We start from the raw sequence: 19,079 nt of genomic DNA, 5'->3' as shown, positions 1-19,079 counted from the left end.
CGCTGAGCCGCGTATTGATGGTTCGTGTGTCGGTGCTTGGCCTTCAGACCGGCACCGGGCCCAACAGGTCAGACGACCCGCCGTACGGCGCCCCGCGCTTGCGCCACCGCGCCCAGCCGATGAGTGCGATGCCGGCGCCGAAGAACCACACGCCCGCCGGCGTCGGAACCGGATTGACGTCATGCCCCGGCAGCCGCTGGTCGATGGCCGCCCCCGTCGTGATGGCGGTATCCGGCGTCGATTGATAAGCGAACCGTTTCAGGGTGAAATCGCTCAGCTCGGCATAACCGAAGTGCGTGCCGTCCTCGAGCAGGAACTTGAACCCCAGAAACGCGAAGTCGTCGTCGGTCAGCGCCTGGGCGGGCTCATCGAAGGCCTCGAACGGGCCGCCGAAGACCATGTCGTCGCGGATCGATGTGCCTTCGAGGTAGGTATTCAACGTATCGGCGGCGATCGGCGAGGCCGATATCAGGGCACTGCCCAGCGTCGCCACGCCGGGTGACGAGCCGCCGTCGCGTCCGGCCGCCGGGTCGAACAGGAAACGATCGAATACATAACCGGCATCAGCGGTTTCACCGAGAGTCACCTGATAAGGCGCTCCCGAGAAATCGGCCGGCGTATCGAACCCGATCACGCTGGCGTGCGCGCTCATCGTGCCCAGCCCCAAGGCAGCAACCACGCCCATGCCGCGGCGAATCACATCGGTATATCGCATGAATCTTTCTCCTCTGGCGACGACCGAAACATGCTCGAGTCGGCCGTTTGTTTTAATTGTCGAACCAGCGCCGCGCAGGCCCCGCTTGGCGCATCGATCCCTAACCGGCTCGATCGGGCTATCGACGTCGACCATGCCACTGGTCTTCGGGCCATCACGGCGCTTCACGTCATGGGTAGCAGCGCACGAAGGCCGGCGACCAATACCACTGCCATGCGGGCCGATACATATTGCTTATCGACCGGCCGAAACCACGCCAACTCAGGCACCACGGGCGAAAGAAACGACCTGCCTCCCGAGTTCGCTAAGACCAATGTCCAACACCCATGGCCTGAAATAGCGTCAGGGTATTGCCGGCATGCGCAGCGCGCCCTCGCACAGCCGGCATCGCGTCGATGAGCTGTCGACACACCCGATCAAGGTGGCATCCGCTGTGGCTTGTGGCAGCCGCGGCGCGCCTCCGGCGACGATCAGCGCACCCAGCGCACCGAGTCAGACAGACGCGGCTGTGGTCGACCGCGTGCCCTTGCAGGCCGGGAAACGAGAGCAACCCCGCAAGCGGCGGCCGGACCGACTGGCGGTCCGGGTCACCATGGCCGCGCCACACAACGGACAGAGATCAGACCGATTGCCGACGATTTCATGCTGCGGCGGCATCGCCGCGGGATCGATGAACGACGGCAGGGCCTCGGCGTCGATGCAATGAATCGAATTCTCGCGACAGAACCGATGCGCATCGGGCGTCAACAGGCCGGATGTGGCCAATATCGCCTTGCGGGCAGTCTTGGCATGCATGACGCCGAACAACTCGCGGACGATATTCACGCCGACCGGCCGGGCGGCCCAATGCTTGCACTGGACGAGCAGGACGTTGTCGCGTTCTGTCAGGACGATATCAACGCCCTCGTCCGCGCCATCGGCGGTCAGCGTCGCCACGAAGCCCTTTCGACGAAAGCTCGCCGCGACCAGTTGCTCGAACTGCTGCCAACTCAGGTTCGCGATATTGTGGTTCGTCACGGGCGCCGGTTCATTCGGCACAGCGGTCGACAGGAGCGGCGATCGAGATTCTGAGGCCGATGCGTCGGCCGAGGACGTGGGCCCCTGTCGGGATGTTGACGAAGCGGCGGTTCGGCGGCGTCGTCTTCGCCGCGGGGCCGGTGATCGTTTGTGCGGCGCCGATCGCGATGGCAGCCGATCCGATACGAACGATATCAAGGCACCTGCCCAGCATACGCCCAGGACCAGCCAGGCCATCCCGCCGAATCCCTCATCGCGGATGGCATCCGCCATCGAATCGAGATACGGATCCCCGTAACTGTAGAGCACCCAGCTGATGCCGTAACGGATCGTGACAAACCCGATGATGCCGACCATGATTCCGGCCGGCCACGGCGCCCCGGCGATCCGTTCGAATCCACGGCCCTGTTTTCGTCTGCGTCGCCCCATCCCTTCATCCCCGCCGACTCGGACGCCTTGGGGCAATATAGCCGATGTGGCGAACCGCGAGCACCGGCGAAAACTCTCCCACGAGCCACTGCGCGTCGACATCGCACCGGACAGCACGCGGCGCCTCGGGCCATCGGTCCATCTTGCCCGACGCGCGACCGATTCTCGTGACGGCAACGGCAATCGATTGGGCCCAATGGAAGCTGCCCTGAGGCCCGCACACGACGATAGAATGACCGGCGCATGCGGGAGACTTGTCGTAATATTAATCCGGCACCAAAACAGCTGACGACGTCAGCTGTTTTCAACGCCATCGAAAGAAACGCCGGCCCTTGTCCGTCTTTTTATTTTCAACGGCTTCACGGCCGTTGGCCGTGGCGCGCGTGCTGTCGCACACGCGCGTTATCAACCCGAAAAATCATCTATTTTTAGGCCGGGTTAATAAAAGAGGGCACATGGCTGTACGATCGCAACCGACTTCGATGTGCTCTGTCGTCGCGAGCGCCGGTCGATGAGCACGTCCCGGCGAGGACAGGGTCGATGGGCGGATCGGCCGGCTCGCTACGGCACCGTCACGCGGTGGTTGCACTGGGCGGTCGCCGTACTATTGCTGATGCAGTTCACGACGGTGCTGTCATGGCGTTGGGTGGGCGATACCCCAGCCACGCGGGCCCTGTCCTCGGTCGCGCCGCACGGGCTGGTGGGCCTGACCGTCTTCGGATTGATGCTGGCAAGACTGGCCTGGGGTTGGCGAATGCGCGCCCTGGGGATGCGCCCGACGCAACCCGGTACGTGGACCGGTCATCTGGCCCGTGCCGGGCACATCACCTTGAACATGCTCACGCTCTTGATTCCCGGCACCGCGATTCTGCGGGCCTGGGCCTCCGGGCACGGTATGGCGGTCTGGGGCGTGCGCTGGATCCCGAGCGCAGAACGCGAAATGCTGTTTCTCGAAGCCCCGGCGGATCTGCTGCACAGCACAATGGCCTGGGGCCTGCTGTTTTTAGCGCTCGGCCACGCGGGCGCGGCGCTTTATCACCACGCCGTCCTGCGCGACAGAACGCTCGATCGCATACGCTAGGGCCTGTTGATGTTTCGTGCGAGTCCGCGCCAAGTGCTGTTTTGTGGCAAGACGAGGCATAGCACGCATAGCGTGTCGTTCTGCGCCAGCGTGCTAGAACGCTGGATTGCCGCAAAACAACACTTGTCCCCAAGGGTTGGGCCACAAATCCCGCCCGGCGGCGTTGCGAGCCTTGATCGTGGCACGCCACGATCGGCAACTCGCGCCTTGCTGGACACACTGCGGCCTCTTGACGAAAAGGCACTCGCACGAAACATCAACAGACCCTCGGCATCACGCTGACGCGCCCGGGGACTTGATTTGTGCATTCGGCGCAGCCAGCTTTTTTAAAAGTGCCATCCATATCGGGTCCGGGCCTTGGTCACGACGCTTCGCGTCGCCCCGCGCCGGAGCCGTGTCGATGCAGAGTTCATCTGGAACACCGAGGATCATGATGATTAAAGAGACCTTTACGCTTGCCAACGGTGTGGACGTCCCGAAGATCGGGCTCGGCACATGGCTCATCGAGGGCAATGATGCCGAGAATGCGGTCAAGGAGGCCGTGAAGATCGGCTATCGACACATCGATACCGCCCAGGACTACGGCAATGAAGGCGAGGTGGCTGCCGGCATCAAGGCCAGCGGTGTCAGCCGCGACGAAATCTTCGTCACGACCAAGCTCGCTGCCCGATACAAGGACTACGCCGGGGCCGCTGAAGCCATCGATGAATCGCTGGAAAAGATGGGCCTGGATCATATCGATCTGATGATCATCCACAGCCCGCAGCCCTGGGACCACTTCGGCAGCTCGGACCGTTTCTTCGAAGGCAATCGCGAGGCATGGCGCGCACTCGAGGATGCCCACAAAGCCGGCAAGATCCGGGCGATCGGTCTGTCCAACTTCGCGGCGCAGGATATCGACAACATTCTGTCGTCCTGCACGGTCAAACCGGTGGTCAATCAGATCCTGGCGCATGTCAGCAATACGCCCTGGGATCTGATCCAGTATTCGCAGGACAAGGGGCTGCTGGTCGAAGCCTATTCACCGGTCGGACACGGCGAGTTGTTCAAGAATGAACAGATCGCCGAGATGGCCAAGCAGTACGGCGTGTCCATTCCGCAGCTGTGTATCCGCTATGACCTGCAGCTCGGCCTGCTGCCGTTGCCCAAGACGGCCAACCCGGACCACATGAAGAACAACGCCGACGTCGACTTCGTCATCGCCGACAAGGACATGGAAACCTTGAAGAACATGGCGCCGATCGAGGACTACGGCGAGGCCAGCGCTTTTCCGGTCTTCCAGTAACCGGTCATCCGATCGGTCGCACGGCGCGGCGAGGCGCCCGGTGCTTTCGCCACCCTCGAAGCACCGGACGCCTCTCCTGGCGGGCGCCACGACCGATCATGCCGCGCGGCTGTTTTCTCCGGATGGCCGCCGGCATTCTTCGGGCTCAAGCCTCGCCAAGGCCCATACCACGACGCCCGTAGGCATTCAGCTCGGCCGGTCCGAAGCGATCGTTCCATGCTGTTTCATAATGTTCTTCGGGGAAATCATCCGGCGAGCGGCCTTCGGTAAAGGCCTCCGCCACGCTTTGCGCATAGCGGGCATTGCGATCACACCACGGCGCAGCCGGGATATAGATCACGTTACTCCAGCCGGTCTGATCCGTGACCGGTGCCACGGCATGGATCACGTCGCAGTGCCACCAGACCGAGTCGCCGGCGTTGATTTTCGGTACACCGGTCAGCGCACGCATGAGCAGCGGATGCCATTCCTCGCTGATCGGTAGCGCCTGATGCGGGGCCGCGCCGCAAAGCGAATCCGCCGGCACATCCGACAATAGTGGCCGCAGCAGCACATAAATCATGGCGGCCGGAATCGGCACCGTGTGCAGCACGCCCTGATCGGCCGGCATGTCGGACAGTGCCGTCCAGCCCTGGAAGGTGCGAAAGGCCGAACACATCGTCGAGCCTTCGTACTCACCGATATCGCTCCGCCAGGCGGCATCCCATGGGTTGTACTTGTCGAATTCGTGATTCAGCACGTGCCGAAAGACTTTCTGATAGGCCGGATGAAGCCAGCGCTCCACCGAGCCGGAGTCCACGTGGGCACCGAGACCGTTCGAGGTCGTGCCCGGTGGGCGACGACGCACCCGGTCGGGATAGAGCAGATTGCGGTCGGGGTCGAACCAGGTCCGGCCTTCCGACTCATGTACCCAAAGCCGATTCATGAACGATTGCACATCGGCCATGCGTTCGTGCTGGCGTGCCTCCATCTGCGGATGCGACCAGTAGATCGGCAGGATCGGCGGCCGCGAGGCCGACAGGCTGCCGAAGAAATCGTCACCGGGCCCGCGATAGACGCGATCGAAATCATTATCGTCCAGATACGCCACCAGCTGCCGATCCCACGCGGCGGCTTGTTCATGCGGGAAATGATTGCGAATGACGGCACACCCCCGGCGTTTGATATCGCGGACCTGGGCATCCGTCACGCGGCCGTTGGCGATATCGGCGTACTCGATCTGTGGCCAGACATCACCCCCGGCAGCGCGCACCGCCTCGATGTCGGCGACTTCCTGCGCGATGAAGTCCGAGACGGCGGCAAAAAGCCCCTCAACATCACCGATCTGTGCCCGTGCCTCGGCTTTGAGCGCGCGAATCTCGCCCGATAGGTCATCGGGCAATGTGGCAGATGAAACCGCCATTGCATGATCCGACATCTGCCCCCTCCTTTTGTAAGCACTGCTAACTAATGATGGATGACGATAGCCTCGGGCATCACCACCTGTCACCCTCTATGGCATCGATTGCGACAAAAGTGTCATGACGACAGCCCAACCGATGCGATCCGACGATGCGTGCCTGGCGGCGATCACCGACGTCGACCGACAGTGCTTCGATTATCTGCGCGTTCACGGGCCGGCCTCGCGCGCCGGCTTGTCGGCCAATATCGGCATATCCCGTCCGACGGCCTCCGAATCGGCACGGCGGCTTCAACAGGCCAATCTCATTCGTGAGACGGGCTCCTGTCCCGGCCAACGCGGTCGGACACCGCAGCTCTACGATATTCAAGGTGCGCGCGGCCATACCGTGAGCCTGGCACTGGATCATGACTGGATCGGGCTGCGGGTCTGCGATCTGTCCCGCGGCGTACTCTGGGAACGAATCGATCGATCGGGCACGCCGCTGACGACCGAACAGCTCGTCGCCGCCAGCCGAACGCTCGTTGCCGAGGGGCATCGACACGCCAGTGGCGAGTGCCTGGCCGTCACCTGCTCTGTCGCCGACCCGGTCGATCCACGAACCGGCCGCGTGATCGACATGCCCAATTCGCCGTTCGCCGCGGGCCACATCGACGTCGGCAGCGCCATCTTCGACCGCGCTCCCGAGACCTTGCATGTCGATAACGACGTCAACTGGGCAGCCTTCGCCGAAAGCCGTATCGGCCTCATGCAGCGGCAGCCGAATTTTGTCTATGTCTTCATCGGTGCCGGTATCGGTGCTGCGATACACGTCAACGGTGCGCTGTACCGCGGCGCTGACGGGCTGGCCGGCGAAATTGGACACAATCGTCTCGCGCCCGGTCAGACGCTCGTACAGCGCCTGATCGAACTGGGTATCGCCTCCCCTTCCGATTCATCGATCGACACCGACAGACTGATCTCGATGTTCGATACCCGGCCACAGGATGCAACCGCCACGGCCGTGATCGATGCCATCGCCGCAGCGATCGCCAACACGGTCATCACACTGAATCCGGGCGCTCTCGTGTTTGCCGGCCGGGTCTTCGACAGCCCGGCATTCGCCGAAGCGCTACGTCGTGCCGTATCCCACGCCCTGCCCCGACCGATCGAGATGACGCAGACAGCCTTTGGCGCCCAGGCGCCGCTATTGGGGGCCACGCTCGGGGCCGCCGAACAGGCCGAACGCTATCTGCATCTGCGCATCGACCCACCCGCAGGTTGAGGCGTCTCGAGGCCGTCAATGGAACAGACATCCAGCACCGGCCGTGAAGCCATTGAAAATAAAAAGACGGACAAGTGCCGGCGTTTATTTTTCGATGGCGTTGAAAACAGCTGACGTCGTCAGCGGTTTTGGTGCCGGATTAATAACACGTCGCACGTGACCGGGTGGCCGCCCCAAAACCGGCCACGCAGCGTTGCATGGCTTGACCTTGAAATGACCGAGGCCGGTGTCATGCGCCTTGCCTGGCCGGTTTTTGGGCGCAACCCGACGGAACGGCGGTCATTTTTGCGCAATCCGACGTTGTCGTTCGCGACGCCAGAATGACGGCCGTACGCGCTCGATGCCTTGTCTTGCAAAAAATGAGCGCCGGCGCGGCGCACGCGGGACGTGTTTACAGGCCCTAGTCGATCAGGCGCGCGCGGCCCCGCTCGGCAGGCTGACGATCACGATGCCGACGATGATCGCCACGCCCCCGGCAACAAACGAGGCCGTCAGCGTCTCCCCGAGCAGCAGCGCACCAAAGATCACACCGAAGACAGGCGACAGAAACGAGAACACGCCCAGCCGCGAGGCCAGATAACGCCGTAATAACGCGAACCAGAGCAGGAGCATCGCGAACGAGATACCCAGCGTCTGAAACGCCAGACTGGCCCAGGCCAGCGGCGAGAGCCGCATGGTCGACAGATCGCCGAGCAGACCGGCGACGACAAGAAGCGACAGCCCGGCGAAAACGAGTTGATAGGCCAGCGTCACGATCGGACGCTGGCTGGAAAGCCGTGTGGTGCGAATCACGATCGTCGTCGCCGCCCAGCTCATACCGGCCAGAATGCCCAGTATGTCGCCCACGACCAACGCGGTCGGCGCGGGGCCCGCGGATGCTTTCCCGCCCGGCGCCATGGCCAGCACCATCCCGCCGAACGCGATCGCGATGCCGACCCAGTGACGCGGCGACAACTGCTCGCCCGGCACCCACCAGTGCAGTCCGAGTGCGGCGAAGACCGGCGCAGTGTAGAGAAACACCGACATATGCGAGGCCGTCGTATAGCCCAGGCCGAGCGCAATGAAGGTGAATTCCGCGGCAAAGCCGGCCGCCACCGCCAGCCCCGGCCCCAACACCGCCCGGGCATCAACCCATCGCACACCGCGCAACCGTGCCACGGCCACCACCAGCAACGCGGCCAGTGTTGAGCGAATGGCAACCTGGGCCAGGGGCGCGACATCCGCGGCCACTGCTTTGATAGCCACTTGCTGCAACCCGAGCGCGACGCAGAACAGCAGCATCAAAAGGCTACCCGACATATCCATCGATCGACGCGTTTCCGGCGTCCAGTGTGTTGCTCGGGCAGGCGTTCGTTGGCTCATGTCCGCAAATTCGGTTGGATCATGCAGCCCATCAGAGCAATCCGCCGCGAAGCCGGCAAACGATTAAACTGGTCGACGAGGCTTACAAAAACGCAACACATGATCGAGCATCTGCCGCTGAATGCCCTGCGCGCGTTCACCTTCGCGGCCCGCCACGAGAGCTTCAAGAGCGCGGCCGAGGCGTTGCACCTGACCCCGGGCGCGATCAGCCGCCAGGTCAAGACGCTCGAGCAACATCTGGGGGCGGCGGTATTCGAGCGACACGCCCACGGCGTGAAGCTCACACCGCGTGGCATGCGACTGGCCCGCGCGGCCGACGACGCCTTGCGCGCGCTGGCCCAGGGCTACGAAGCCGCGCGAGCAAGCATACCGGCTGCCCCGCAACTCACCGTCAGCGCCGCACCGTCACTCATTCAACACTGGCTGCTGCCGCGCCTGGCGGATTTCGAAGCCAAAAATCCGGGCATCGATCTCGCCCTCGATGCGAGTGCGGCCCATATCGCGCCGGCATGGCACAGCAGCAGTGCCCAGTTGGCCATTCGCTACGGCCGAGGGCCATGGCCGGGCGTGCGCACTCAGCCGCTCATGACCGAAACCGTCTTTCCGGTCTGCTCACCGGCACTATTGGCTGGCAACACACCGCTCGACGAACCCGCCGATCTCGCGCATCACACGCTGCTGCACGTGGCATGGGAATCGGCGCAGGCCAGCCTGTTTCCCGACTGGCGCGCCTGGCTCGATGCCGCCGGTGCGGCGCCGGTATCAGCGCGCACACACCGGCGTTTCTCGTTGTTCGGACTGGCTCTGGATCAGGCGATCGCGGGCCGCGGCGTTGCCCTGACCAGCAGCGTGCTGGCGGCCGACCGACTGGCAAGCGGTGTGCTCGTGCGCCCGTTTGGCGACCGGTTCGCCCTGCCATCGCCACTGTCCTACGCATTGCTCATGCCGGCCACCGGTGAACCGCCGCCAATGGCCGCCGCGTTCGCTGAGTGGCTATCGCGTGAATGCCTGTCTTTTTCGCGGCACTAATAAATCCCCTCGCGACGTGCTGGCACGCAACTCAATCAAGCCAATGCTCTTGAACAAACCGAACCCGAAGAAAAAAAGCCAAACTCTTCAGCATATAAGCGGCCAAGGGATGGCTTTCTCGAGCACCGATCAACGACGAACATGTCAGCCAAACGAAGCTGGCGGATCTCAAAAAAGAACCGATCAAGCTTGAACTTACAAATCAAATGAAGATATCGAACGAAACAAACGGACCGCAACATCGATCAGGTTCCGGTAATGGCTTACAACACCACGAGCGCACCAACCCTGGCCCGGGTTACATCGCCGCGATCATGTTCGGTTTTCTTTTTGCAGCACTGGACGCTTTTTTTATTCATGTATGGATCCGGGCCAATCAGATTGCTGTCGTTATCCCTTACTTCTATTACGGCGGCCTCTTCTACCTGACATGCGCGATCAACATATTTTTCCAGATGAGCGTGTGCCTGATTATCAACAAGGGCCTCAATAACAAACCGGGGCGCCCCTATGACCGCTGACAGCATATGCGTCGGGCCGCGAGAATATGATTTGTTCCTGCATTCGCCCGCATAGTGGCAAGTGATCTGATCGGAACTCGACAAAGCTACGCGTACGGCATCTTCTCGTACGTCTCCGCGCCGCGACGGCTGAAGAACACGCAATGGGCATATTGGCATCAAACAGCCGATCCGCCGCACACGCACGTCATAAACCCGAAAAAGTCAGCGTTGATTGCGCCGGTCCGATCAACGCCCGGTGCATCGCAGGGCTGCACTACTGCAATACATCCTCGAGCGTAACGTCGAAGATCAGCGTTGCATTCGGCGGAATCGAGCCGCCCGAGCCCTGGGCGCCGTAGGCCAGATCGGGCGGGATGATCAGCGTCCGTTCGCCGCCGACACGCATTCCGGCGATGCCGCGATCCCAACCATCGATCACTCGGCCGAAGCCGAGTTCGAAGCTTAAAGGCTGGCCACGATCGCGCGAACTATCGAATTTCTTGCCGCGATGATCCTTGGCATTCGCGTCATAGAGCCAGCCGGTGTAATCGACCGTGACGCGTGTTCCCGGCGTCGCCTTCGTGCCATCACCGATTTTTTTGTCAATAACCCTGAGCTGCGTCACCGAAGATTCGGCCGCCGCAGATGTCATCACACTCAATAAAACGCATGTCGCCAGCGCGATCAAAACCGGACGAGATCTGAACCGTGCCATAGCCACTAACTGCCGTTCATTTACAACGAGCGCGCATCATAGAACATCGATCACCGGGTCTGTGATTACAAACCCCAGCCGGCCCTATTCCGGCATGGTTCACGCTCAAGGCCCGCGTTTTTTAGCGCATAGCCCCCCGAAAATCAGTCCGGCGGCGATCGCCGATCAATCGGGCGATCGTGCACCTCGTCATCGCGTCGTTGTAGATAGTATTCGCGGGCGAAGGCATAGGGATCAATCTGGGAGTCCAAGACCGAGTCGAGGTCCATAAGACGCGCCCGCGCGTCGATGAAATCCAGACCTGTCAGCAGAGGCGGGACATAGCCATACTCGTCGTCGAGGGCATCGATATCGCCGATGGCGGGCGCCCAGGCTCGATCCCCGACAAAACCAATCAAGTCTCGACCGCCGCTTGGCCCCAGAAACGGCAGGACCAGATACGGTCCAGCGCCCAGCCCCCAGTGGCCGAGCGTCTGCCCCAGGTCTTCATCCGGGTCCGCGATATCCAGCCGCGTGGCGACATCCACTAGACCGGCGACGCCTGCCGTCGTGTTGATCATGAACCGGCCAAGCGCATCGTTGAAGCTGCCCCATTTGAGTTGCAACAGGCTGTTGGCCATTACGATCGGGGCATGCAAGTTGTCGAAAAAATTACCGACACCGGCACGTATCGGCTCGGGCGTGATTGTCGTGTACCCCTGAGCTACTGGGCGGATGACGTATCTATCGGCAACACGGTTGAACTTGAACACGCCGCGATTGACCGGCTCGATCGGATCCCAGGGCGCCGATGGCGGACTGTGTACGCAAGCCGCCAACGGCATCACGCAGAGCAGCAGCACGTGAGGCAGTAAATTCAAACGAATGCGCATGTCGGCAATATCCGAGTCGACAATGAATGGCATCGCGCACCGAGGCTCTTTCCAAGATGCGCGGGCACACCGCCGACTGTACGAAGTCGTTGTTTCTCGGCGTTCTCGGCGATGTAACCGCATCGACACGATGTTTCAGCCGGGAAATATTTGGCTGCGGTTTTTCTTTTATGCTCGGCCCGGTCGCTCTCGTATCAAACGCCCTACCGTTCAAACGTCATGCCCAGACTTCTGATCGTCGATGACGACGACGAGATATGCACCCTGATTCAGCGTTTTTTCAAACGTTATGGTTATGCCGTAGACAGCGCCGGCAATGGCGATGCAATGGACCGCTGTCTGGCGTCGACGCACTATGATCTCGCTATTCTCGACGTGATGCTGCCCGGCGAGGACGGCTTGAGCCTGTGTCGTCGCCTGCGCCAGACACGTGCGCTGCCGATCATCATGGTCACTGGCGTCGACGCCCCGACCGATCGAGTGATCGGCCTGGAGATCGGCGCCGACGACTACGTGACCAAGCCGTTCGACGCCCACGAGCTGCTCGCTCGCGTACGGGCAGTGCTGCGACGAAGCCAGTCGTTCGAGGGCGCCTTCATCGCCACGCCACGTCCTCGACTGCATTTCAGCGGCTGGCAGCTGGATTTGGCCCGGCGTGAGCTACGCTCGGCCGACAATACACTCACGCCGCTTTCCGCCGGCGAGTTCGAACTGCTACTCGCCTTCGCCGAGCATGCCCGGCGCGTCCTCACGCGCGACGAACTCATGAACATTGCCCACGGCCCACTGCACGATGCCTTTGATCGCAGCATTGATGTGCAGGTCAGTCGGCTGCGCCGCAAGATAGAGGTCGACGCGACACATCCACACATCATCCGAACAGTGCGCAACGGCGGCTACGTGTTCGATGTATCCGTCGAGCGCTCCTCGTGAAGATACGATGCGGCGCACTCGATACGCTATCCGGCTGGATCGCGTTCAACATCGTGATCGCAATCGCGATATGCATCGTGCTGAACGCGGCATTCGTCAATCTAGCCGGTATATGGGCACGCCCTGACTTTCCCGGAGGCGGCCTGGGTGAACGTGCTGCCGCCATCGTCCATACGATCGGCCGTATGCCGAAAGCGCAACGGCGGCAACTCGCCGCGGCGGCCTCTACATCTCGGGTGGCCGTGGCTTGGTATACCGATGAAGCCCACGTGCCATTGCCCATCTCACGCCAGCACACGATGGACGGTACCCAAACGATCCGCAAGCTACTCGATCGGCCGCGGGCACGTGCAGCCGGCTTCACGCCCCGTGATCTCGGCAAGACCGGCGAGCCGCTTTCGGCCTACCATCTCGCGGTGGATCTACCGGACGGTTCCTGGGTGGTTCTGACCGCCACCAAACGCCTATGGGGCGTCGATAAATCGACCCGCTATTTCATCATTGGCCTATTCGTACTTGCTTCGACACTAGTCGTCGCCGTTCTCGCCAGCCGTCGCCTGGCGCGCCCCATGAAACAGGCCGCCGATACGGCACATCGTTTCAGTACCGATATCCAGGCGCATCCCATGCCAGCACACGGCCCCCGCGAGTTCAGAGTCGTCATTGAAGCCTTCAACCATATGCAAGAACGCATCCAGCGCTTCGTAACCGATCGCAACGACATGCTCACAGCGATCTCGCACGATCTACGCGCCCCACTGACTCGGCTGCGCCTGCGCGGCGAATTCATCGAAGATGCCGATCAGAAAAGCCGGCTATTCCGCGACGTCGACGAAATGCAGCACATGATCGACGCCGCGCTCAGCTTCTTTCGCAATGAAACCGATCCAGAACCGCATACCCGCTTCGACCTGTCCGAACTCATTCACCTGGTGATCGAGGACACCGCCTCGAGCACAAACGTCGTTTTCGACGGCCCTCCTCACCAAATCGCAGAAGGACGACCAAATGCGATACGGCGCGCGCTAACCAACGTTATCGATAACGCCGTCAAATACGGACGCGGCGGTCGCGTCACGCTACATGAAACGGAACACGAACTACGGCTGTACGTCGACGACCCAGGCCCCGGCATCCCGCACCATCAACAAGCGGCCGTTTTCCGTCCTTTCTTCCGGCTGGAAAACTCGCGCAACAGGCGGACCGGCGGTGTCGGCCTTGGTCTCGGCGCTGCCCGCTCAATTGTCCGCGCCCACGGCGGCGATCTGGTCCTCAACAACCTCTCAACGCAGGGGCTACGCGTCACGATTACACTGCCGCACAACGTCTGAGAAACTGACACGGTTGCGTCAGCTTCTAACACCAGTTCGATCGGCCACGGCTCAAGATTTCATGCCCCGGCCCTGGAAGCACGCGGCCTACGCCGACTATGCCTTATGAGCCGCCAGTTTGAGGCTCTGCAAGTGACACATCGACGAGCCCGATCTCGATATTGCCGTCTTTTCTTTTTGAAACATCCAGCTTGTATTGATCGCCCAGGTCTTCTGCTTCGATGTCTTCTTCTCTGAGCGTCTCTATGAGCGTTTCGTTGAATGATTCCAACTGCATCTGATCGGCTTTGGTCGCCAGCATACGGCCCAGCGCAATTGCGATGAATCCGAGAGATGCGATCGGCCCCGGGTAGGCTTGTAGAAACTGCGGGAATGTCATCCCCTTAATCACGTTGTAGCGAATTGTTTCGGGTCCGAAAATGATGTTGTAGCCCCCCGTCAGCAACGCCACGACACCGAACGCGATGACGAGGTAACTGCATACCTTTAGCGTTTGCCCGACATCATCGATCGGCTCGGGGGATATCAGCGGGAATTTCGCTTTTTGCTCATCAGTAAGTCGGGCCGGCTTCGTACCAGCGTCCTGTGCCTCATCCGTCACAGAGTCATACCTCTTAAAATATATGCCGGCCGGATCAAGTATCGTTACAGCCGGTTTGACGCTGTTTCAGCGCGGGTAGGAAATTGTCTTTCGCGGCTTTTATAACACTGCGATCGCAAGCAAAGCATTTGATGGCCGCTCGAAACTTCATTTAGAGCAATAAAATTGCGGATCACAAAAAAGGCAGGCCATGAGGCCTTCGAAAGCATTCAAAGCGCGGACAAACCGCGCCCCGTACTGACGCCGACGCTTTATTCCAGTATGGATGGCCACCCTTTCAACGGCTCACGCACCGACTACGCGCGTAGAAAAAATATGCAGCATATAGCGGCCCATTAGCCCTTTTTTAGTCGAGCCAAGCATGATCTGCTCGAAAAAACGGGCCACCTTCGGATTAAGCGACAAACCCTCAAGAATTCGCATCTCTGGCCGTTATGAAACGAATCGGCGCGGTCGAGCGCTTTCGTTTCTGTCTGGAGACACACGCATGAGGCTCAATACGCCGGTTACTGACACCGAATATGTGCTGGGCGAGCATCAGTATCTGATTTCACAGACCGACCTCGACAGTCATATCGTCTACGCCAACCCCACGTTCGTCGAAGTCAGCGGCTTTGACTGGGGCGAGCTGGCCAGCGCACCGCACAATATGATCCGCCACCCGGACATGCCACCCGAGGCATTCGCCGACTTTTGGGAAACGATTCGTGCCGGCCGAACCTGGACCGGCATCGTGAAGAATCGGCGCAAGAACGGTGACTTCTACTGGGTCCATGCGACTGTGATGCCGATCATCCAGAACGGGGAAGCGGTTGGCTATGCCTCCGTTCGGCGTGCCGCCACCGCGACCGAAAAAGATCAGGCAGCCCGCGTATACGCACGGATGCGTGAAGGCCGGCCCCCACGTGTACACCTGGCCTCGGGCGAGATACGCGAGCACTCGCTTCGTGCCCGTCTGGCCCGTCTAACCGACGTATCGTTTGGCTTTCAACTCGGGCTGATGGCCGCAGTCGGCATTCTGGGGCTCTTGGCAACTGCATTGCTGGGCGCCTACGGGGCGCATCATCTGTCTGAGCTCGCATCGGCACATACGGGGCTGACGCCATCGGACGTACCGTCTGGGACAGAAACGGCGGCCGGGCCAATTCATGATCGGATGCTGTGGGGGCTCGGTATAATGGTCTGTATCTTTTCGCTGGCGCTCGTTGGCTGGGCCGTTCGACTCAATCGGCATATCACCCGGCCACTGGGCGAGGCCCTGACGCTCAGTCGCCAGATTGCAGCCGGTAACCTGACGGCGAAGATCGAGGCGAATCAAACTGACGAGGTCGGACGCGTGATGAGTTCGCTTAACGTCATGCGCTACAGCCTGATCAACATCGTCAAAGACGTGAAACGAGGCATGGAGGTGGTCACGCCGGCAACTTCGAGCATCGCCGAGGGCAACCGGAAACTGGCAGACCGCACAGAAGCCCAGGCCGCCGCGCTCGAACAGACATCGAGCAGCATGGAGGAATTGACCGCCACGGTGGCCAGCGGCGAGCAAAATGCCCGCGCCGCCTCGGAACTGGCCGACCAGGCCTCCCATACAGCCACTCGGGGCGGCGAACAGATTGGCGATCTGGTCGAGACGATGCGCCAGATCCGCGAGTCCTCCGAACAGATCAATACGATCGTCAGCGTGATCGACGATATCGCGTTTCAGACCAATCTGCTGGCACTGAATGCCTCGGTCGAGGCCGCGCGCGCCGGTGAACACGGACGCGGTTTCGCGGTCGTGGCGGGCGAAGTTCGTGCGTTGTCCGAGAGCACGAAACAATCCGCGCAACAGATCAAGCAGCTGATTCAGTCATCCCGCGAGCGTATCAACACCGGGGGGACAGAGGTTGATCAGACGCGAGAGACGATGGGTGAGGTCGTTCAATCCATCCAGCGTGCCAGTCAGTTGATGCACGACGTCTCGACAGCGGCCAGTGAACAACGTGCCGGAATCGAGCAGGTGGGCGTGGCCATCACGCAGATGGACGAAATGCGGCAACAGAACGTCGCCCTGGTCGACGAATCCGCAGCCTCTGCCCGCGCCCTCAATGAACAGGCACAGGACCTGGAAAAAAGCGCCGCGATCTTCCGGACCCGGAATGAAAAGCTGGATGTATCGAACATGACGGCGCCGTCACCTGCGTCCTGATCGTTCAGGCACGCGTAGAGGCCGCGGTTTACTAAAGACGCCAGAGACAGCGTGCGTACTGTTCGTTTGAAACTGGCAACTCGTTGAATCGAGAAACGGTGCCATGCACCTGTGATGGCATATTCCGGACGGACTCTGGCGCGGCTTTACCGTTGTTTGCGTACGCGGTCAGCCGATGCCAATCGAATCAGACGCCGAAACGTCGGGCATTCCATATGGGTTGACGCCGGGCAGGACGCGGCATGTCGCAGCCCATCTCGCATGGCGCAGAGTTGGCGAATGGTTTCGTCCAATTCGTCCGCCTTCATTCGCAATTGTTCGTGATCGATCGCCGTCTGCCCCTTCGCATCAAACATCGCAGCGATCTCATCCAGTGAGAAGCCGGCTCGTTGACCGAGCGATATCAGCGCAAGGCGTTCAAACACATCTTCAGAGAATAATCGACGCAGTCCGGCCCGGCCGGCGGGGCTCAGCAAATTCTTCGATTCATAGTAGCGAAGGGTCGAGGCCGGCACGCCCGAGCGTCGTACCACGTCGCCAATATCGATCCGTTGCATGCTTGACTTCAAGTCAACTTGAAGTCGTATCGTGTCTTATCCCTGCGCCTCGGTAAACGCCGACGCCAGACAAGAACTGCCCAACCGGCGCTCAGGCGAGCGAAACTCGACACAAGCAAAGACTTCAGACCCATGCACGACCTCGTGACCGCGCTCGGTGCCGCGACCGCCATCGGCATAACTGCCACCGCATTCATGGATGCATGTGCCTGGATGCAACAGCGCATCTTCGGCATTCCCGGCCTGAATTACGCCCTCGTTGGTCGCTGGATCGGACACATGTCGCGCGGGCAATTCAGCCACGCCGCCATCGCCGATTCGCCCCGCGTGGCGAGTGAAGCGCTCATTGGTTGGCTCGTCCATTACGCAATAGGCCTCGTCTTCGCGGCCATTCTCCTCATAGCGTGCAGCCTTGAGTGGGCGAGCGATCCAACGCTTCTGCCTGCATTAATCGTCGGCGGGTTATCCGTTGCCGCCCCCTTTTTGATCATGCAGCCGGCATTCGGCGCCGGGCTGGCGGCTTCACACAGCGCACGCCCGAATGCGGCACGAATCCGCTCGCTGATCGCTCATATTTCCTTCGGAGTGGGGCTGTATCTCGGCGGCGTCATTTTGTCGCTCTCCGGCCTGATCCCCTCCAACTCGGTATAGTCCATTTTCTTGACCAGGCCGGCGTGTTCGATTCCGTAGCATCTCCTGCGACCACGCAGAACGCTGTCGACACACCCTCGAAGAAAGGCGGCCAAGACCGCAGCGCGGCCAATCCATCGACACCCGCGCGAACATCGGCCGGCGCCGATGCGCGATAGGCCTATACCCAGGGCGCCCGACATCGTCGCAGCCGCGCAGTGACCAAAATCGACGCCGACGCTGATCTCATGACGCTGCGAAAGAGGCAGCCACGCCCTGATCCGTCAACGCATGGGGCAACCAGCATGAATGAACAAACCGCACGTCGCCGGCCGACCGGCGACGAATATGCCGAATTCTCGACACGCGAAATTAGATTGCGGGCCATTACATTCCATAATTTACGTTTACGTCACAATTATTGTCACTCCCACACGATGTAGAAAAGCGTTGATGGCATTTGAATTCTGACGCATTGTGGTGCCCTCAGAAGACTATGTGTTGTGTGCTGCACGAGGCCAAGCTATCGTCAGGCGAAAGGCACATGGGGATCATGGCCTTCTGGGGTTATTAATCAAATAAAGAGGGAGTTATGAAAAAGATTCTGGTAGGCGCCGCGTTGTTGGGTATGAGCGCGTCGGCTAGTGCTGTCGCCCCCGGCGGGGACGGCTGCGGCTGGGGTAATCTGTTGTTCGAGGGCAAGAGCGGCTTGCCCGTGCACTTGCTGGCCACAACGGTGAACGGGACTTCGGGCAACGCAACGTTCGGTATGACCAGCGGTACCAATGGTTGTGACACGAGTGGCGCGCTGACCTACGACGGCAAGAGCCTTCTGGCGATGAATGGCATGCTGGAGGAAGTGGCACAGGATATGGCCGTGGGCCATGGCGAGGCGCTCACAGCCTTGTCGGTATCCATGGGCATTGAGCCGGAAGACCGAGCCCACTTTGATACCGTCATGCATCAACACTTTGCCGATGTATTCCCGAGCCAGGATGTCGATGCCGGGCAGGTGATGACGCATATCGATTCCGTCATGCGCCAGGATGAACGCCTGAAGGTTTACGCCTCGTAAATCTGCGTTGGCCAACGGGCCATGCACGCCCTGCCAGGCATTCGCCTTGGCAGGGTTTTTTATGTCTAGTGGCAGGTAGCGATGCGTTTTTTG

General features: G+C 60.9%; 19 protein-coding genes. 10 read left to right on the top strand and 9 right to left on the bottom strand.

All coding sequences use genetic code 11. The features are described 5' to 3' along the window. Window positions 1-43 precede the first annotated feature (43 nt). The 3 genes from D3260_RS07795 to D3260_RS17815 all read right to left on the bottom strand — a co-directional run bounded on the left by D3260_RS07795 (window position 44) and on the right by D3260_RS17815 (window position 1,946). The gene (locus D3260_RS07795) at window positions 44-715 is read right to left on the bottom strand and encodes a hypothetical protein (protein WP_120098022.1); all 672 of its coding nucleotides are present in this window, start codon (window positions 713-715) and stop codon (window positions 44-46) included. Window positions 716-1,207: 492 nt separating this feature from the next. Then, a complete protein-coding gene (locus D3260_RS17465) occupies window positions 1,208-1,732 on the bottom strand; it encodes a restriction endonuclease (protein ID WP_158583444.1) in 525 nt (174 codons plus the stop codon). Window positions 1,733-1,742: 10 nt separating this feature from the next. Then, window positions 1,743-1,946: a hypothetical protein gene (locus D3260_RS17815; protein WP_233544002.1), complete on the bottom strand. Its 204-nt coding sequence runs from the start codon at window positions 1,944-1,946 to the stop codon at window positions 1,743-1,745. Window positions 1,947-2,672: 726 nt separating this feature from the next. Between D3260_RS17815 and D3260_RS07785 the strand changes: the two genes are divergently transcribed. Further along, a complete protein-coding gene (locus tag D3260_RS07785) occupies window positions 2,673-3,242 on the top strand; it encodes a cytochrome b (protein WP_120098020.1) in 570 nt (189 codons plus the stop codon). 430 nt (window positions 3,243-3,672) lie between these two features. After that, window positions 3,673-4,527, top strand: coding sequence for an aldo/keto reductase (locus D3260_RS07780; protein WP_370456285.1), 855 nt, complete (start codon window positions 3,673-3,675; stop codon window positions 4,525-4,527). 145 nt (window positions 4,528-4,672) lie between these two features. Here D3260_RS07780 and D3260_RS07775 read toward each other — a convergent pair whose 3' ends face one another. After that, a complete protein-coding gene (locus D3260_RS07775; RefSeq protein WP_120098074.1) occupies window positions 4,673-5,929 on the bottom strand; it encodes a DUF1479 domain-containing protein in 1,257 nt (418 codons plus the stop codon). Between the two features lie 136 nt (window positions 5,930-6,065). Between D3260_RS07775 and D3260_RS07770 the strand changes: the two genes are divergently transcribed. Beyond that, window positions 6,066-7,190 carry an ROK family protein gene (locus tag D3260_RS07770; RefSeq protein ID WP_158583443.1) on the top strand — a complete coding sequence of 375 codons (1,125 nt, stop codon included), beginning with the start codon at window positions 6,066-6,068 and terminating at the stop codon, window positions 7,188-7,190. Between the two features lie 408 nt (window positions 7,191-7,598). Here the strand turns inward: D3260_RS07770 and D3260_RS07765 are convergent, their stop codons facing one another. Further along, window positions 7,599-8,552, bottom strand: a complete 954-nt coding sequence (locus D3260_RS07765) for a DMT family transporter (RefSeq protein ID WP_199671410.1) — start codon at window positions 8,550-8,552, stop codon at window positions 7,599-7,601. Between the two features lie 99 nt (window positions 8,553-8,651). Here D3260_RS07765 and D3260_RS07760 point away from each other — a divergent pair, with 99 nt between their 5' ends. Together D3260_RS07760 and D3260_RS07755 are read left to right on the top strand one after the other, a co-directional pair. Further along, window positions 8,652-9,581, top strand: a complete 930-nt coding sequence (locus D3260_RS07760) for a LysR substrate-binding domain-containing protein (RefSeq protein ID WP_120098017.1) — start codon at window positions 8,652-8,654, stop codon at window positions 9,579-9,581. 206 nt (window positions 9,582-9,787) lie between these two features. Then, window positions 9,788-10,102 carry a hypothetical protein gene (locus D3260_RS07755; RefSeq protein WP_147418130.1) on the top strand — a complete coding sequence of 105 codons (315 nt, stop codon included), beginning with the start codon at window positions 9,788-9,790 and terminating at the stop codon, window positions 10,100-10,102. A 256-nt stretch (window positions 10,103-10,358) separates the two neighbouring features. On the opposite strand, the gene D3260_RS07750 is transcribed toward D3260_RS07755, so the two are convergent. Together D3260_RS07750 and D3260_RS07745 are read right to left on the bottom strand one after the other, a co-directional pair. After that, window positions 10,359-10,736 carry an FKBP-type peptidyl-prolyl cis-trans isomerase gene (locus tag D3260_RS07750; RefSeq protein ID WP_120098015.1) on the bottom strand — a complete coding sequence of 126 codons (378 nt, stop codon included), beginning with the start codon at window positions 10,734-10,736 and terminating at the stop codon, window positions 10,359-10,361. Between the two features lie 206 nt (window positions 10,737-10,942). After that, complete coding sequence (locus D3260_RS07745; protein ID WP_158583442.1) at window positions 10,943-11,704, bottom strand: VacJ family lipoprotein; 762 nt, start codon at window positions 11,702-11,704, stop codon at window positions 10,943-10,945. Window positions 11,705-11,890: 186 nt separating this feature from the next. On the opposite strand from D3260_RS07745, the gene D3260_RS07740 reads away from it, so the two are divergent. Next, window positions 11,891-12,604: a response regulator gene (locus tag D3260_RS07740; protein ID WP_120098013.1), complete on the top strand. Its 714-nt coding sequence runs from the start codon at window positions 11,891-11,893 to the stop codon at window positions 12,602-12,604. After that, window positions 12,601-13,935, top strand: coding sequence for an ATP-binding protein (locus tag D3260_RS07735; protein ID WP_120098012.1), 1,335 nt, complete (start codon window positions 12,601-12,603; stop codon window positions 13,933-13,935). The genes D3260_RS07740 and D3260_RS07735 overlap by 4 nt, the downstream gene beginning before the upstream one ends. A 103-nt stretch (window positions 13,936-14,038) precedes the next feature. Here the strand turns inward: D3260_RS07735 and D3260_RS07730 are convergent, their stop codons facing one another. After that, window positions 14,039-14,536 (bottom strand): hypothetical protein, encoded by a 498-nt coding sequence (locus D3260_RS07730; protein ID WP_120098011.1) that lies wholly within the window; start codon window positions 14,534-14,536, stop codon window positions 14,039-14,041. Window positions 14,537-15,023: 487 nt separating this feature from the next. Between D3260_RS07730 and D3260_RS07725 the strand changes: the two genes are divergently transcribed. After that, a complete protein-coding gene (locus D3260_RS07725) occupies window positions 15,024-16,724 on the top strand; it encodes a PAS domain-containing methyl-accepting chemotaxis protein (protein WP_158583441.1) in 1,701 nt (566 codons plus the stop codon). A gap of 146 nt (window positions 16,725-16,870) precedes the next feature. Here D3260_RS07725 and D3260_RS07720 read toward each other — a convergent pair whose 3' ends face one another. Then, window positions 16,871-17,281 carry a helix-turn-helix domain-containing protein gene (locus tag D3260_RS07720; protein ID WP_120098009.1) on the bottom strand — a complete coding sequence of 137 codons (411 nt, stop codon included), beginning with the start codon at window positions 17,279-17,281 and terminating at the stop codon, window positions 16,871-16,873. 132 nt (window positions 17,282-17,413) lie between these two features. On the opposite strand from D3260_RS07720, the gene D3260_RS07715 reads away from it, so the two are divergent. Together D3260_RS07715 and D3260_RS07710 are read left to right on the top strand one after the other, a co-directional pair. Then, window positions 17,414-17,932 carry a DUF2938 domain-containing protein gene (locus D3260_RS07715; RefSeq protein WP_120098008.1) on the top strand — a complete coding sequence of 173 codons (519 nt, stop codon included), beginning with the start codon at window positions 17,414-17,416 and terminating at the stop codon, window positions 17,930-17,932. Between the two features lie 571 nt (window positions 17,933-18,503). Further along, window positions 18,504-18,986, top strand: a complete 483-nt coding sequence (locus D3260_RS07710; RefSeq protein ID WP_120098007.1) for a DUF3015 domain-containing protein — start codon at window positions 18,504-18,506, stop codon at window positions 18,984-18,986. The last annotated feature ends 93 nt before the right edge of the window (window positions 18,987-19,079 follow it).

It is taken from the genome of Salinisphaera sp. Q1T1-3 (genome assembly GCF_003602005.1).
Taxonomy (GTDB): Bacteria; Pseudomonadota; Gammaproteobacteria; order Nevskiales; family Salinisphaeraceae; genus Salinisphaera.
The sequence above is the reverse complement of the archived record's forward strand: the minus strand, read 5'-3'. Positions and strand labels throughout refer to the sequence as shown.